Origin of the sequence: Micromonospora sp. WMMD998, from assembly GCF_029581235.1 — a bacterium.
Lineage (GTDB): Bacteria > Actinomycetota > Actinomycetes > Mycobacteriales > Micromonosporaceae > Micromonospora.
Window position 1 is genome coordinate 6,235,864 of the sequence record NZ_CP120740.1, and the last position, 15,579, is coordinate 6,251,442.

General features: G+C 72.5%; 12 protein-coding genes. 4 read left to right on the forward strand and 8 right to left on the reverse strand.

The genetic code is table 11. The features are described from left to right. Positions 1-4 precede the first annotated feature (4 nt). From O7619_RS28350 to O7619_RS28385, 8 genes are all read right to left on the reverse strand, one after another. Positions 5-1,060 carry a glycosyltransferase family 4 protein gene (locus tag O7619_RS28350; protein WP_282288978.1) on the reverse strand — a complete coding sequence of 352 codons (1,056 nt, stop codon included), beginning with the start codon at positions 1,058-1,060 and terminating at the stop codon, positions 5-7. A 234-nt stretch (positions 1,061-1,294) separates the two neighbouring features. Beyond that, positions 1,295-2,821, reverse strand: coding sequence for a trypsin-like peptidase domain-containing protein (locus tag O7619_RS28355; protein WP_282284511.1), 1,527 nt, complete (start codon positions 2,819-2,821; stop codon positions 1,295-1,297). Positions 2,822-2,883: 62 nt separating this feature from the next. Beyond that, positions 2,884-4,428 (reverse strand): HAMP domain-containing sensor histidine kinase, encoded by a 1,545-nt coding sequence (locus tag O7619_RS28360; protein ID WP_282284513.1) that lies wholly within the window; start codon positions 4,426-4,428, stop codon positions 2,884-2,886. After that, positions 4,425-5,126 (reverse strand): response regulator transcription factor, encoded by a 702-nt coding sequence (locus O7619_RS28365; RefSeq protein WP_091068807.1) that lies wholly within the window; start codon positions 5,124-5,126, stop codon positions 4,425-4,427. Before O7619_RS28365 ends, O7619_RS28360 begins: the two co-directional genes overlap by 4 nt. A gap of 64 nt (positions 5,127-5,190) precedes the next feature. Then, the gene (locus tag O7619_RS28370) at positions 5,191-5,835 is read right to left on the reverse strand and encodes a PadR family transcriptional regulator (RefSeq protein WP_282284519.1); all 645 of its coding nucleotides are present in this window, start codon (positions 5,833-5,835) and stop codon (positions 5,191-5,193) included. Beyond that, positions 5,832-6,671 (reverse strand): DUF4097 family beta strand repeat-containing protein, encoded by an 840-nt coding sequence (locus O7619_RS28375; protein ID WP_282284521.1) that lies wholly within the window; start codon positions 6,669-6,671, stop codon positions 5,832-5,834. Before O7619_RS28375 ends, O7619_RS28370 begins: the two co-directional genes overlap by 4 nt. Before the next feature lie 443 nt (positions 6,672-7,114). Next, positions 7,115-8,077 (reverse strand): lysophospholipid acyltransferase family protein, encoded by a 963-nt coding sequence (locus tag O7619_RS28380; protein WP_282284522.1) that lies wholly within the window; start codon positions 8,075-8,077, stop codon positions 7,115-7,117. Then, on the reverse strand, positions 8,074-8,853 hold the full coding sequence (locus tag O7619_RS28385) for a GNAT family N-acyltransferase (protein WP_282284523.1): 780 nt from the start codon (positions 8,851-8,853) through the stop codon (positions 8,074-8,076). Before O7619_RS28385 ends, O7619_RS28380 begins: the two co-directional genes overlap by 4 nt. Positions 8,854-9,008: 155 nt before the next feature. Here O7619_RS28385 and O7619_RS28390 point away from each other — a divergent pair, with 155 nt between their 5' ends. From O7619_RS28390 to O7619_RS28405, 4 genes are all read left to right on the forward strand, one after another. Further along, positions 9,009-9,665 carry a hypothetical protein gene (locus tag O7619_RS28390; protein ID WP_282284524.1) on the forward strand — a complete coding sequence of 219 codons (657 nt, stop codon included), beginning with the start codon at positions 9,009-9,011 and terminating at the stop codon, positions 9,663-9,665. Positions 9,666-9,804: 139 nt separating this feature from the next. Beyond that, the gene (locus tag O7619_RS28395; protein WP_282284525.1) at positions 9,805-10,743 is read left to right on the forward strand and encodes an ABC transporter ATP-binding protein; all 939 of its coding nucleotides are present in this window, start codon (positions 9,805-9,807) and stop codon (positions 10,741-10,743) included. Continuing rightward, complete coding sequence (locus O7619_RS28400) at positions 10,740-11,564, forward strand: ABC transporter permease (protein ID WP_282284526.1); 825 nt, start codon at positions 10,740-10,742, stop codon at positions 11,562-11,564. Before O7619_RS28395 ends, O7619_RS28400 begins: the two co-directional genes overlap by 4 nt. Before the next feature lie 271 nt (positions 11,565-11,835). Next, positions 11,836-15,579: a multifunctional oxoglutarate decarboxylase/oxoglutarate dehydrogenase thiamine pyrophosphate-binding subunit/dihydrolipoyllysine-residue succinyltransferase subunit gene (locus O7619_RS28405; RefSeq protein WP_282284528.1), complete on the forward strand. Its 3,744-nt coding sequence runs from the start codon at positions 11,836-11,838 to the stop codon at positions 15,577-15,579.

Below are 15,579 nucleotides of genomic sequence, written 5' to 3' on the forward strand. Positions count from 1 at the left end.
CCGGTCACCCGGCGACGAGCCGGGCGACCGCCCGGGAGCCCTCCGCCCGCCCGGCCAGAAAGCCGCGGTACACCGCCTCGTGGCCGACGGCCATCCGTTCCACCGAAAAGCTCTCCGCGACGTGCGCGACACAGTCGGCCGGGTCCAGGTCGGCCGCCGCGCGCAGCGCCGCCGGCAGCTCCTCGGCCCGGTCGCAGACCAACCCGGTGACCCCGGGACGGACCAGCTCCGGCACCGCGCCCCGGCGCAGCGCCACCACCGGCGTGCCGGTCGCCATGGCCTCCACCATCACCATGCCGAACGGCTCCGCCCACTGGACCGGCATGATCAGGCACCTGGCGTCGAGCAGCAGTCGCAGCACCGCCTCGCGGCCCGCGTTCACCACCAGGTCGACGTCGTCGCCCAGCAGTGGCTCCACCACCTGTTCCAGATAGCGGCGCTCGGCCGGCTCGTGGCACTTGCCGACCAGGGTGAGCGGCAACCCGGCCGCCCGGCAGGCCCGGATCGCCACGTCGGGGCCCTTGTCCGGGCTGAACCGGGCGAGCCAGAGCACCGGTCCGGCCCCCGGCGCCCGCTTGTGCGGGAGGTCCCGCACCGGCATCGCGTTGTGCACCGTGCCGACCCAGGGCAGGCCGGGGTTCGCCCGGCGCTGGGCGTGCGAGATCGCGATCAGGCCCACCCCCCGGTCGGTGTTGCCGAGCACCGTGCCGTACTCGCCGACGGGGTTGCCGTGCACGGTGGCCACCGTGGGGACCCGGCGCCGGCCCGCCACCATCGGACCGATCGTGGTGTGGTCGTGCACGAGGTCGAAGTCGGCCGGATCCACCAGGCGGTCGACGTGCGCCAGGTGGGCCAACTCGGGCAGCGACTCGCCCATCCGGTCGTACTGCAACTCGGGGTGGGTGGAGACGAACTCGGCGGCGGTGCCGTGCTCCGTGCCGGCCCCGAACAGCGTCACCGCGTGGCCGCGCTCGACCAGGGCGTCGACCAGGCCGGCCACCACGTGCTCCAGCCCGCCGTAGCCGGGCGGCGGCACCGACAGCCACGGCGGTACCACCATCGCGATCCGGAGGGGCCCGGCTCGGGTGCGCTCCGACAGCGGCTGGTTCACGGTCACGCGCCCCTCCCCGTTGGTTCCCCGGCCGGCGACGGGTTCCCGAGCCGGCACCGGGTAAACGGCGGGCGAGGCGGGGCCACCCGCACCGGGTGAGAAACGAGGAGGGGCGGCGGGCGACGGAGCCAACCCCCTTGGCTCTGTCGCCCGCCGCCCGGGAGGGAGGCAGGTCTTCGGGGACTATGACGTCTCGGCGAGCGTCACGGTTGCGGTCTCGTCGGATCCGTTTCGCTTGAACTGGATTTCGACCCGGTCGCCGACCTTGCCGGCCTGCACGGCGCCGACCAGATCGTTGGAGTCGTTGATCACCTTGTCGCCGAACTTGGTGATCACGTCGCCCCGCTGGAGCCCGGCCTTCTCGGCGGCGCTGCCCGGGGTGACCGCGGCGACGAGCGCGCCGCCGTCCTCGGCGGCGTTCACGCTGACCCCGAGCGACGGGTGGCTGATCTTCTCGCCGCGCTGGAGCTTCTCCGCCACGTCCTTGGCCTTGTTGCTCGGGATGGCGAAGCCGACACCGATGTTGCCGTTGCTGCCCTGCCCGGCGGTGGCGATCGCGGTGTTGATGCCGATCACCTCGCCCCGGGTGTTGACGAGCGCGCCGCCGGAGTTGCCCGGGTTGATCGGGGCGTCGGTCTGCAACAGGCCCGAGATCGAGCTGACGCCCTGCTGCGGGGCCTGCTGCTGGCCGCCCTCACCGGCGGAGATGGTGCGGTCGCGGGCGCTGAGGATCCCCGCGGTCACCGAGCCCTGGAGGCCGAGCGGGCTGCCCAGCGCGAGCACCTGGTCGCCGACCTGCATGCCGTCGCTGTCGCCGAACTTCGCCGCCTTCAGGCCGCTCACGCCGCTGGCCTGGACCACGGCGAGATCGGTCTTCGGGTCGGTGCCGACGATCTTCGCCGGGGCGTTCTTGCCGTCGGCGAAGACCACCTTCACCGTGTCGCCGCTGGCGGAGGCGACCACGTGGTTGTTGGTGAGCACGTACCCGTCGGCGCTGAGGATCACCCCGGAGCCCTCACCGCTGTCCGTCATGATCGTCACGATGCTGTCCTGGACGGAAGCCGCGATCTTGGGCAGGTCGGCGCTGTTGATCACCGGGGCCGCGGAGTAGGTGCGGGTGATACCGCCGCCGTCGTCGAGGGCGAGCGCGAGCGCGCCCCCGGCCACGCCGGAACCGAGCATCAGCGCCAGCGCCAACGCGCCCGCGCCGACGAACTTGCCGGCCCGGCTCGGCCGTGCCGGCTGCTGCGGCTGGCCCCACGGCGGGACCGGCTGCCCGGCCTGGTGCTGGTGGTGCTGCTGGTACGGCTGGTGCCCGGGCTGCGCCTGGTAGGTCGGCACGGGCCCGCCGGCGTGCTGCGCCGACGGGTAGCCGGTGCCGCCCTGCTGCGCCCAGCCGCCGTGCTGCTGCCCGCCGTACCAGGGGTGCTGGCCGGTCGTCGGGTACTGCGGGGCGTACGGGCTGGCCGGTGTCCCGGTGGGCTGGGCGTACGGGCTGGCCGTGGACCCGGACGGCGGCGCGTACGGGCTCGCCGGCGAGTCGGCGTGGGCGTTGGTTCCGGCGGCCGGGGAGTCGGCCGGAACCGACGCGGCGGCCGGAGTGGAGTCCGATGTCCCGCTCTGGACGCGGGGCAGCTCGGCGGTGTGGTGCGACGGCTCGGCGTCGGCAGGTGCCGGCGACCGCTGCGGCTCGGTCTCGTGGTCGGTCATGCCTCCAGCTTTCCCCGTCGCACTGTCACCAGCCTGGAATCCGCCTGAATGTTTTCTGTAAGTCACTCGCCCGGCTCGGGCGCCTCGGGCAGCAGCGGCAGCTTCACCCGGAACGTCGCCCCGCCACCGGGCGTCTCGGCCACCTCCACCGTGCCGTGGTGCGCCGCGACAAGCGCGGCGACGATGGCCAGGCCGAGCCCGGTGCTGATCGGTCCGCCGGCCCGACGGGTCCGCGCCGCGTCCACCCGGTAGAACCGCTCGAAGACCCGCTCGGCCTGCTCCGGGGTGAGGCCGGGACCGTTGTCCGCCACCTCCACCACGGCGAGGTTCCCCGGCTCCGCCCGCAGCCGCAGCGTCACCGCGGCGTCCGGCGGGGTGTGGGTGAGCGCGTTCGTCATCAGGTTGCCGATCACCTGCCGCAGCCGGGCGTCGTCACCGAGCACCACGAGCGGGCCCGCGCCCGGCTCCCGTTCCAGCTCGATCCGCCGGTCCGGGTCGACCACCCGGGCCGCCTCCACGGCGTCCGAGGCCAGCACCGGCAACTCCACCGGGGCCAGCGCGATCGGCCGCTCCCGGTCCATCCGCGCCAGCAGCAGCAGGTCCTCGACCAGCAGCCCCATCCGGGACGCCTCGTCCTCGATGCGGCGCAGCAGGTCGGCGGTCTGCTCCGGAGCCCGCGCCGCGCCCTGCCGGAACAGCTCGGCGAAGCCCCGGATGGTGGTCAGCGGCGTCCGCAGCTCGTGTGAGGCGTCCGCGATGAACTGCCGCATCCGCTCCTCGGACCGACGGGCCCGCGCCTCGGACGCCTGCGCGTACGCCGCGGCGTCCCGCGCGCCCGCCTCGGCGCTGCGCGCCGCCGCCTCCGAAGCGGCCCGGGCGGTGAACGCGGCCTCGATCTGCGTCAGCATCGCGTTCAGCGCCCGGGATAGCCGGCCCAGCTCCGAGGTGGGGCACGGCCGCCCCTCCTCCGGGTCGGGCACCCGCCGGCTCAGGTCGCCGCCGGCGATGGCCGCCGCGGTCCGCTCGATCTCCACAAGCGGCTTGAGGCTGGTACGCACGATGCCCGCGCCGACCGACGCCAGGATGATCAGCACCGCCCCGCCCACCAGGAGGTCGATCCAGAGCAACTGCCGCACAGAGAGATCGACATCGGTGAGGTTCTGCCCGATCACCCGGTACGAGTCCTCGCTGTCCTGCCGGACCATCAGCCGCCAGCGGACCCGCTTGTCGGCGCCCTCCTCGGTGAACGCCTCGCCGTTGGCGTGCCTGTCGTACCAGGACTGGTCCTCGATGCCGGCCGGCAGATCCTGGTCCTGCAACGTCTCGTCGCGAAGCGCGGCGCCACGCTGGGCGGAGCTGCTCCACAGCGCCACCATGTAGTCGGTCGGCAGCGTGGTCGAGTTCTTCTGGCTGACCGTCACGCCCCGGTCGAGCTGGTCGTTCAGCTCGCCGTCGATCCGGCCCACCAGGTAGTTGTGCAGGAAGTAGGCGGTGGAGACGCTGATCACGAGCAGGGCGCCGGCCACCAGGGCCAGCACGGCGGTGACCAGCTTCAGCCGGAGCGGTACGCTGCGCACCCAGCCCTTCGCGTCGTGGACGGCGTTCACGCCGCCGGCTTGCGCAGCACGTACCCGACCCCGCGCAGGGTGTGGATCAGCCGGGGCTGGGTGTTGTCGACCTTGCGGCGCAGGTAGGAGATGTACGACTCGACGATGTTGTCGTCACCGCGGAAGTCGTAGTTCCACACGTGGTCGAGGATCTGCGCCTTGCTGAGCACCCGGTTGGCGTTGAGCATCAGGTAGCGCAGCAGTTTGAACTCGGTCGGCGAGAGCTGCACCCGCTGGCCGGCCCGGTGCACCTCGTGCGTCTCCTCGTCCAGCTCCAGGTCGGCGAAGGTGAGCCGGGACGGGGCCTGCTCACCGGTCGCGGTGCGCCGCAGCACGGCCCGGATCCGGGCGGTCAACTCCTCCAGGCTGAACGGCTTGGTGACGTAGTCGTCGCCGCCCAGGGTCAGCCCCCGGATCTTGTCGTCGGTGGCGTCCCGGGCGGTCAGGAACACCACCGGGGTACGGGTGCCGCCCTCGCGGAGCATCCGGATGACCTCGAAGCCGTCGAGGTCGGGCAGCATCACGTCGAGCACCACCAGGTCGGGCCGGTGGTCCTTGGCGGCGTGCAGCGCGGCGCTGCCGCTTGTCGCGGTGGCCACGTCGAAGCCCGCGAAGCGCAGGCTCGCGGAGAGCAGTTCGAGGATGTTGGGATCGTCCTCGACGACGAGCAGTCGGGCCTCGGTCTGGGTAGCCGCCATGGCACCCATCATCCGCGCTCCGGCTGCGGCCACGCTGGGCGGTAGCTGGAAACAACCTGTGAGGTCAGCGGAGCAGCCGCTGTAGCCCGTCGAGCGCGCCGTCGAGCAGCCGGATCGCGGTACGGAGCTGGTTGTCGCTGAGCCGCCCGGCCCGGACCAGCGCGCCGACCTCGACGGTGAACGCGGCCAGCCGCTTGTCGAACTCGGCGAGCAGCGGCGACTCGGCCGGACGGGCCACGTCCGGACCGCTCCCACCACCCGCCTGGCCCCGGTTGCCACCGGGCCGGGTGGTCGGCGCCGTCCAGCGGCCCTGCCGGGTCTGCAGGGTCGCCTCGCGCAGCTCCCGCTTCAGGTCGCGCACCGAGCCGCGAACCTCGGTGCGGATCTCGCCGGCCAGCGCGGAGAGATCCTCGACGGAGGCGCTGATGTCGGCCTCCAGGGTGACCAGCTCCTCGGCGCGCTGCCGCAGCTCGGCGCGGCCCGCCTCGGTGATCTCGTAGACCTTCCGCCCGCCCGCCGCCGTGTGGGTGACCAGCTCCTCCACCTCAAGCCGTTGCAGGCGGGGGTAGATGGTGCCGGCGCTCGGCGCGTAGAGCCCGAGGAAGCGCTCCTCCAGCAGACGGATCAGCTCGTAGCCGTGCTTCGGCCCGTCGTCGAGGAGCTTGAGCAGGTAGAGCCGGAGCCGCCCGTGACTGAACACGGCGGTCACGGCAGATCCTCCACGTCGTCGGCGTCCACGACCGGGCGGGCCAGCAGCGCGATGCTGCCGGACGTCGCGGACGCCCAGAGCTTACCCGCGCCCCCGCCGAGCACCCCGTGGCTGTCCTTCACCGCGCCGAAGCCGTGCTGCCCGCCGCAGATCTGCGGGAAGCCGCTGGTGATCCGGCCGGAGGTGGTGTGCAGGTGCACGCTGAGGTCGCTGTCCTCGCGGACCCGGACGGTGATGCTGCCGGAGATGGCGCTGAGCCGGATCTCGCTGCCCCGCGGATTGTCCAGGTCGCAGGTGATCGACCCGGAAACCGCGTGGGCGCGGACCCGGTCGGGCGCGCTGTCGGCGAGGATCAGCTCACCGGAGACCGTCTCCAGGTCGAGGTCACCGCCGATGCCCAGCGCCTCCACCGGACCGGAGACGACCTTGGCGGTGGTGCGACCGCGCAGCCCCATCAGGGTCACCTGGCCGGAGGTGACGTCGACCCGGGTGTCCCGGCGCAGCCCGGAGGCGACAAGCGTGCCGTCCACCAGGTGCAGTGCGGCCACCGCCTGGGCCGGCACGGCCACCGACACCTCGGCGCGGAACCGCCGGCGGAGCTGGCCGAGCCACCACAGCGCCCCTGGCCAGCGGCCGGTCCGGTCGTGCCGGACGGTCAACCGGCCGTCGTGCATCTCGACCACGAGTGGTCGGCGGCTGACCCGGGTGACGTCGACCCGGGCCGGGCCGTCGGTGCCCACCACGTTGAGCCGGCCGCTGACGAGCCGGACCTCCAGCCGGGTGACCGGCTCGTCCAACGTGATCCGTTGCGGGCTGTCGACAGTCCAACCGGCCATGGTGTCCTCCCCTCGATGACGTGTCCGCCGAGGACACGCCAACTATCGCGAGGAGCATAACGCGATACATCGCGACACTACAAGACACTATCGCGTCTCCCCTATCCCGCCCGCCGCCGAGGACAACCTCATGATCGGCGCGAGAGACGGGAGGCAGGGAGGTCTGACCGGTAGGTGGATCCGCCTTGCACCTGTGTGGGCGTCTTGATGCTTGCGGTATTCGGGGGCGCCGGTAGCCGGGTGGGCGGGGTGGCACGGTGGGCGGACGCCAGTTCGGTGAAGTGGCGGTATCCGACCAGCGGCGATCCCGCCACTTCACCGGACTGGTGTCGATCTTTCCCGCCTACGGCGTCCCCCAAAGACCAGGTGACGTGGTACGCGGGCGGCCGGTGGGGCCGTTCACACCACGATCCCGGAAGCTGGCGGGAGTGGGGCCGGGACGGTCAGGCGGCCAGATCGAGTGCCGGTCCGCTCAGGGACGCCGCCGGGACCGGGGGGCGGACCGCCGGGACCAGGGACGCCGGCGGGACCGGGGACGCCGGCGGGACCGGGAGGCGGGCACGCCGGGGCGGGGCGTGGTGGATCGCGGCCTCGGCGGCGCGGGCCAGCAGCCGGCGGTCCGCCCCGTCGGCCGGGTGCAGGGCGGCGGCCACGGTCACCGCCACGGTCAGGTCCCGGGCGGCCAGCACCCGCCGGACCGAGGCCCAGAGCGTCTCCTCGCCGAGGAAGGCGGGCAGCGTGCTCGGATCGCCCGCGTACCGGTAGCCGACGCTCAACGGCACCACCGGCGCGCCGACGGTCACCGCGGCCTCGAAGATCGCCGGGCGGAAGCCGCGGGCGGGGCGGCAGTCGGTCGCGGCGCCGCACCAGGTCGTGCCCTCCGGGAACACCGCCACCGGGTGCCCGGCACGCAGCGTGTCGGCCACCCGGGCGACCGTGGCCGGCAGGTCGCGCGGCCGGGAGCGGTCCACGAAGACGGTGCCGGCCGCGGCGGCCAGCACGCCCACCACCGGCCAGGCCCGGACCTCCCGCTTGGCCAGCATCCGGGCCGGCGACACCGCGAGCACGGCGAGGATGTCCAGCCAGGAGACGTGGTTGGCGACCAGCAGCGCGCGGCGGCGTGGCGGCCGGCCCCGGACCACGAGCCGTACCCCGAGCGCGCGGAGCGTCCCGCGGGCCCAACCCCGCAGCGCGACCCGCCGGTCGGCCGCCGGCAGCACCGGCAGCAGCGCGGCCATCCCGGCCCCGACCAGGAGCATTCCGAGTACGCCGAGCAGCCGGCCGGCCCGGCGCGGCAGCGACACGTCCGGGGCGGCCCGGGGTGGAAGGCACGTCGGCCCGCAGCCGGACGCGGGCCGCCACAGGCCCTCACCGTGCGGCCGGCGGGCACCGTCGACAGTCGTCACGGTCCCACCTCACCGAGGAAGTGCCGCAGGTGGCGGGGGTTCATCCGGTCCAGCGAGAAGAGCACGTAGAAGTCCGCGCAGCCGAAGTCCGGGTCGTACGCCGGTTCGCCGGCGATCCAGGCGCCGAGTCGCAGGTAACCGCGGAGCAGCGGCGGCACCAGCGCCCGGCGTTGCGCCGGGGTGAGCGCGGCGGGTGTGGCGGTGGCCGGCGCCTCGGCGAACCAGGGCCGGCGGGGGGTCACCCGCAGCGGCGGCGGGGCGAGGTGCCGGGCGGTGACCTGCGTCCACACCTCGGCCGCGGCGGTCCCGCCGTCGGTGACCGGCACCGAGGCGCAGCCGCCGAGCCAGCGGGAGCCGCGCAGGTGCAGGTAGCGGCAGATGCCGGCCCACATCAGGTTGATCACGGCGCCGGTGCGGTGGTCCGGGTGCACGCACGAACGGCCGGCCTCGACCAGGTCGCCGCGGAGCGGGTCCAGCGGCCCGAGGTCGAACTCGCCGTCGGCGTACCGGCGGTCGGTCCGGCCGGGCGGCAGCAGCCGGTAGGTGCCGACCACCTCGTCGGTGCCCTCACGGAGCACCACCAGGTGGTCGCAGTGTGCGTCGAACTCGTCGGTGTCGAGCCCGGCGGTCCCCGGCGTCAGGGTGGCGCCGAGTTCACCGGCGAACACGTCGTGGCGCAGGCGTTGCGCGGCTGCGACAAGAGTCGGGTCGTCGGCGATCAGCAGGGTGTAACCGCTGGTCGTGAGGGGTGCGCCAGCGGCGTGCAGAACGGCCATGGCTCCTGTGTAGGTGCCCCGGGTTGCCGTACCCGGTGGTGAGGGGTGTCGATCCGGTGAACGCCTGCCGGCGGCGGCGTGCGGGCCGGGGCGGCGCGTGTGCGACGCTGCCGGACGACCACCGGCGTCGGCGTCGGCGGAACCAGGAGGTGCACATGCTTGTCGAAGGCCGCTTCCACGGGCCGGACGGTTCGGGCAACGGCGGCTGGAGCGCCGGGATCTTCGCCGCGCTGATCGACGACCGCGGCCCGGTGGAGGTCACGCTGCGCCGGCCGCCGCCGCTCGACACCCCGCTGGCCGCCGCCGACGGCGAGGTGCGTGATCCGGAGGGTCGGCTGGTCGCCCAGGTGCGCGCGGTCGAGCCGGTGGACGCCGTGGTGCCGCCGGTGGACCGGCCGACGGCCGAGGTGGCCGCGCGGGCGTACCCCGGTCTGGTGGACCACCCGTTCCCCCGCTGCTACGTCTGCGGCCCGGAGCACCCGGACGGCCTGCGGATCTTTCCCGGCCGGCTGCCGGACGGGCGGACCGCCGCGCCGTTCCGCGCCCCGGCCGAGGTGGTGCCCGCGACGGTCTGGGCGGCGCTCGACTGTCCCGGCGGGTGGGCGGTGCTCTCCGCCGGCCGCCCGTACGTGCTGGGCCGGATCGCCGCGCAGGTCACGGCGCTGCCGCGCCCCGGCGACGGGTGCGTGGTCACCGGCGTCGCGGTGGGTTTCGAGGGACGCAGGGCCGAGGTGCACACCAGCCTGTACGGTTCGGACGGCGCGTTGCTGGGCCGGGCGCGGGCCACCTGGGTCGCGCTGCCGACCGCCTGATCTCCTCCCTGAGGAGGACGGCGGGTACGCATCCCGCCTGATTGACCTGCTTGCGCCGGGTTGGAAGGCTGTGCGGGGCGCCCCCGCAACGGCGTCCCACCGGCGTGCGTTCAGCGCGCCGGGGCAGGAGAGGAGAATGATGTCCGACGGGCAGCCACGCCCCAGTGCCGGGACCGGCCAGATCATCGTGTCCGGCTTGACCAAGCAATACAAGAACGTCCGCGCGGTCGACGATCTGTCGTTCACCGTCGAGCCGGGCCGGGTCACCGGCTTCCTCGGCCCGAACGGCGCCGGTAAGACGACCACGCTGCGCATGCTGCTCAACCTGGTCACGCCGACCGCCGGCACGGCCACCATCGGTGGCCACCGGTACGCCGACCTCGCCGACCCGCTGCGGACGGTGGGCGCGGTGCTGGAGGCGTCGAGCGCGCACAAGGGCCGCACCGGGATCAACCACCTGCGGGTGATCTGCGCGGCGGCCGGGCTGCCGAAGGAGCGGGCGGACGAGGCGCTCGCCCTGGTCGGGCTCTCCCCGGCGGCGAAGCGCAAGTTCAAGGGCTACTCGCTGGGCATGAAGCAGCGTCTCGGGATCGCCGCCGCGATGCTCGGCAACCCGCAGGTGCTGATCCTGGACGAGCCGGCCAACGGCCTGGACCCGGAGGGCATCCGCTGGATGCGGGGCTTCCTCAAGGGGCTGGCCGCCGAGGGTCGTACCGTGCTGGTCTCCAGCCACCTGCTCTCCGAGATGCAGCTTCTCGCCGACGACGTGGTGATCATCGCGGCCGGCAAGCTGGTCCGGCAGGGCCCGGTCGAGCAGGTGATGGGCTCGATGACGCACGGCGCCCGGGTGCGGGTGCGCACCCCGCAGGCCGACGAGCTGACCGCGGCGCTGCGGGAGCAGTCCGCGACCGTCGAGGCCGATCCGCACGGCGCGCTGCTGGTCAGCGGCGTGGACGCGCCGACCGTGGGCCGGCTCGCCCTGGCCGCGAAGGTCGAGCTGCACGAGCTGACCACCGAACGTCCCGACCTCGAAGGGGTCTTCCTGGAGCTGACGGCCGGAAAGGCGGAGATCCGATGACGCTTGTCCGATCCGAACTGCTCAAGATCCGCACCACCAGCACCTGGTGGATCTTCGGCCTGATCAGCCTGCCGCTGTGGGCGCTCACGCTGGGCTTCAACTGGTTGCAGACCGACGCCCTGGCCAGCGGGAACGTGGGCGACGTGTCGGCCGACCAGGCCGACCAGATCCAGGCGGTGTCGAGCGCCGACAGCATCGCCGCCAACCTCTACACGAACGGCCAGTTCTTCGGCCTGCTCATCGTGATGCTGCTCGGCATCGTGGTGGTGACGAGCGAGTTCTTCCACCAGACGGTGACCACCACGTTCCTCACCGCGCCGCACCGTACCGCGGTGATGCTGGCCAAGCTGGTCGCGGCCGGCGTGCTGGCGCTGCTGTTCTGGATCGTCACCACGGTGCTCAACCTGATCTTCGCGCCGCTGATCCTGAACGCCACGGGCGTCGATGCGTCGCTCGGCAGCGGGGCGGTGTGGCGCGCGGTGGCCCTGAACGGGCTGGCCTACCTGCTCTGGTCGGTGCTCGGCGTCGGGCTCGGCGTGCTGATCCGCAGCCAGATCGGCGCGACCGTGACCGGCATCCTGCTCTACCTGGGTGGCACCATCGGCGCGGCCATCGCCATCGGGCTGCTGGCGCAGCGGTTCGGCGACTGGATCAACGAGCTGCAACTGCTGGTGCCGTCGCTTGCCTCCTCGCTGATGGTGAGCGGCGCCGAGATCCCGGGCAACCCGCCGCGCTGGGCGGGCGCCGCGGTGCTGATCGGGTACGCGGTGGTGACCGGCGTGATCGGCGTGGCCACCATCCGGCGGCGCGACATCTCCTGACCCATCCGCGCGACGGGCTCCGGCCGGTGACTCCGTGTCACCGGCCGGAGCCCTTTTCGGCTGGCGGTTCTCGCTCGCAGGAGTCGGCGGAACACGCAGCGTTTGCCCAACTTGTGGCATCTTCTGTGAAACGGGCCACCAGGCGGAGGCGAGAATGCCTGCGGCAACCGCACGGCGTAGCCTGGGATCCGATCCCTGTGCGCCCGGCGAACCGGGCGCGGGGGCCCATTGCGTGACATTCACAACCGCGTGAAAGAGGCGATTAGCGGCCGTGTCGACCCAGCAGACATCGCAGGAGAACCCACTGGCGGGTTTCGGCCCGAACGAGTGGATCGTCGAGGAGATGTACCAGCGTTACCTCGCCGACCCATCGAGCGTCGACTCGGCCTGGCACGACTTCTTCGCCGACTACCGGCCGGCGCCGGGCGCCGCCACGCCACGCCCGGACGCTTCGGCCACGCCGGCCGCCGAGCCGGAGCCGGCCGAGCAGCAGGAGGCCGTCGCCACGGTCACCGAGCAGGCCGCCCCGGCCAAGACCGCGCCCGCGAAGGCCAAGCCGGCGCAGAAGCCCGCCGCCAAGCCGGCGGCGAAGGCGTCCGAGCCGGCTCCGGCGAGGAAGACCGCCCCGGCCAAGCCGGCCGCCAAGGCCCCGGCGGCGAGCGCCGCGGGCACCACGCCGCTACGCGGCGTGGCCGCCAAGATCGTCCAGAACATGGACGCCTCGCTCGCCGTCCCGACCGCCACAAGCGTGCGCGCGGTCCCGGCGAAGCTGCTCGTCGACAACCGCATCGTGATCAACAACCACCTGGCCCGCGGTCGCGGCGGCAAGGTCAGCTTCACCCACCTGATCGGGTACGCGATGGTCCGGGCGCTGATCGAGCACCCGGAGATGAACAACTCCTTCGCCGAGGTCGACGGCAAGCCGGCGATGCTCCGCCCGGAGCACGTCAACCTGGGCATCGCCATCGACCTGGCCAAGCCGGACGGCTCCCGCAACCTGGTCGTGCCCTCCATCAAGGGCTGCGAGCAGATGGACTTCCGGCAGTTCTGGCAGGCGTACGAGGACGTGGTCCGGCGCGCCCGCCGCAACGAGCTGACCATGGAGGACTACTCCGGCACCACCATCTCGCTCACCAACCCGGGCGGCATCGGCACGGTGCACTCGATCCCGCGCCTGATGCAGGGGCAGAGCGCCATCATCGGCGTCGGCGCGATGGAATACCCGGCGCCCTACCAGGGCATGAGCGAGGCCACGCTGGCCGAGAACGCGGTCAGCAAGGTGATCACGCTGACCAGCACGTACGACCATCGGATCATCCAGGGCGCCCAGTCCGGCGAGTTCCTGAAGGTCATGCACGAGCTGATGCTCGGCGAGCGCGGCTTCTACGACGAGATCTTCACCTCGCTGCGCATCCCGTACGAGCCGGTGCGCTGGATGCGGGACGTGGCCGTCGACAGCGAAGGCCAGATCAACAAGACCGCGCGGGTGCACGAGCTGATCCACGCCTACCGGGTGCGCGGTCACCTGATGGCCGACACCGACCCGCTCGAGTTCGAGATCCGCAAGCACCCCGACCTGGACGTGCTCCAACACGGCCTGACGCTGTGGGACCTGGACCGGGTCTTCCCGGTCAACGGCTTCGCCGGCCAGCAGCGGATGAAGCTGCGCTCGATCCTCGGCGTGCTGCGCGACTCCTACTGCCGCCGGGTCGGCATCGAGTACATGCACATCCAGGACCCGGAGGAGCGGCGCTGGATCCAGGAGCGGGTCGAGCGCAAGTACGAGAAGCCGGACACCGACGAGCAGAAGCACGTGCTCAACCGGCTCAACGCGGCCGAGGCGTTCGAGACGTTCCTTCAGACGAAATACGTGGGTCAGAAGCGCTTCTCGCTTGAGGGCGGCGAGTCGCTGATCCCGCTGCTCGGCGAGGTGTTGGAGTCCTCCGCCGAGGCCGGGCTGGACGAGGTCGTCATCGGCATGGCCCACCGCGGCCGGCTCAACGTGCTGGCGAACATCGTCGGCAAGCCGTACGAGAAGATCTTCTCCGAGTTCGAGGGACACCTCGACCCGCGGTCCACGCAGGGCTCGGGCGACGTGAAATACCACCTCGGCCAGAACGGCAAGTTCACCACCCCGGACGGGGAGCACGCGGTCAAGGTGTCGGTGGTGGCGAACCCGTCGCACCTGGAGGCCGTGGACCCGGTGCTGGAGGGCATCGTCCGGGCCAAGCAGGACCGGATCGACCTCAAGCTGGAGGGCTACACCGTGCTGCCGCTGGCGGTGCACGGTGACGCCGCCTTCGCCGGCCAGGGCGTGGTCGCCGAGACGCTCAACCTGTCCCAGCTCCGCGGCTACCGCACCGGCGGCACCGTGCACGTGGTGGTCAACAACCAGGTCGGTTTCACCACCGCCCCGGAATACAGCCGGTCCAGCCTCTACAGCACCGACGTGGCCCGGATGATCCAGGCGCCGATCTTCCACGTGAACGGCGACGACCCGGAGGCGGTCGTGCGGGTGGCCCGGCTCGCCTTCGAATACCGTCAGGCGTTCAACAAGGACGTCGTGATCGACCTGGTCTGCTACCGCCGGCGCGGGCACAACGAGGGCGACGACCCGTCGATGTCCAACCCGCAGATGTACAAGATCATTGACTCGAAGCGGTCGGTCCGCAAGCTCTACACCGAGGAGCTGATCGGGCGCGGTGACATCACCCTGGAGGACGCCGAGGAGCTGCTGCGCGACTACCAGGCGCAGCTCGAACGGGTCTTCAAGGCCACCCGGGACGCGGCCACCACGCCGCGCCAGCTCGACCGCCCGAAGCGGGAGGAGGAGCCGGAGCCGCAGGTCGACACCGCCACCGATGCCGCCGTGGTCAAGGCGATCGGCGAGGCGCACGTCAACCTGCCGGAGGGCTTCACCCCGCACAAGCGGATCCAGCAACTGTTGGAGCGGCGCCGGAAGATGTCCGTCGAGGGCAACATCGACTGGGGCTTCGGCGAGATCATCGCGTTCGGCGCGCTGCTGCACGACGGCGTGACCGTCCGGCTCGCCGGGCAGGACTCGCGCCGCGGCACGTTCGTCCAGCGGCACGCCTCGGTGGTCGACGCCCGCACCGGCGACGACTACCTGCCGCTGAAGACGTTCACCGCCGACGGGGAGCGGTCCCGCTTCTTCGTCCACGACTCGCTGCTCTCGGAGTACGCCGCGATGGGCTTCGAGTACGGCTACTCGGTGGAGAACGTCAACGCGCTCGTGGCCTGGGAGGCCCAGTTCGGTGACTTCGTCAACGGCGCCCAGTCGGTGATCGACGAGTTCATCTCCTCCGGCGAGGTGAAGTGGGGCCAGCGCTCCGCGGTCACCCTGCTGCTGCCGCACGGCCACGAGGGTCAGGGGCCGGACCACACCTCCGGCCGCCCGGAGCGTTTCCTCCAGCTCTGCGCCGAGGACAACATGCGGGTGGCCATCCCGACCACCCCGGCGAACTACTTCCACCTGCTGCGCCGCCAGGCGTTGTCGCCCAAGCGCAAGCCGCTCGTGGTGTTCACGCCGAAGTCGCTGCTGCGGCACAAGCTCTGCGTGTCGCCGGTGGAGGACTTCACCACGGGCACCTTCCAGCCCGTGCTGGCCGACACCGCCGCGCCGGCGCCGGAGCAGGTCAAGCGGGTGGTGCTCTGCTCGGGCAAGGTCTACTACGACCTGTTCCAGGCCCGGCAGGAGCGGGGCGTCACCGACACCGTGATCCTGCGGATGGAGCAGCTCTACCCGCTGCCCGTCGAGGAGGTCCGGTCCGCGCTGGCGCAGTATCCGAACGCCGAGGACTTCGCCTGGGTCCAGGAGGAGCCGGCCAACCAGGGCGCCTGGTCGTTCGTCGCGCTCAACCTGCTGGAGCACCTGCCCGAGGTGCGGCTGCGTCGCATCTCCCGCCCGTCCGCCGCCGCCCCGGCGGTCGGCTCGGCGAAGATGCACGAGGTCGAGCAGAATGCGCTGATCGAGGCGGCGCTGCCCCGCCCGTGA

Coding starts and splice junctions, on each gene's coding strand:
- O7619_RS28355 (WP_282284511.1), bottom strand. CDS start 2,821: ATGACCGACCACGAGACCGAGCCGCAGCGGTCGCCGGCACCTGCCGAC.
- O7619_RS28390 (WP_282284524.1), top strand. CDS start 9,009: ATGCTTGTCGAAGGCCGCTTCCACGGGCCGGACGGTTCGGGCAACGGC.
- O7619_RS28400 (WP_282284526.1), top strand. CDS start 10,740: ATGACGCTTGTCCGATCCGAACTGCTCAAGATCCGCACCACCAGCACC.
- O7619_RS28365 (WP_091068807.1), bottom strand. CDS start 5,126: ATGGCGGCTACCCAGACCGAGGCCCGACTGCTCGTCGTCGAGGACGAT.
- O7619_RS28385 (WP_282284523.1), bottom strand. CDS start 8,853: ATGGCCGTTCTGCACGCCGCTGGCGCACCCCTCACGACCAGCGGTTAC.
- O7619_RS28375 (WP_282284521.1), bottom strand. CDS start 6,671: ATGGCCGGTTGGACTGTCGACAGCCCGCAACGGATCACGTTGGACGAG.
- O7619_RS28395 (WP_282284525.1), top strand. CDS start 9,805: ATGTCCGACGGGCAGCCACGCCCCAGTGCCGGGACCGGCCAGATCATC.
- O7619_RS28350 (WP_282288978.1), bottom strand. CDS start 1,060: ATGGTGGTACCGCCGTGGCTGTCGGTGCCGCCGCCCGGCTACGGCGGG.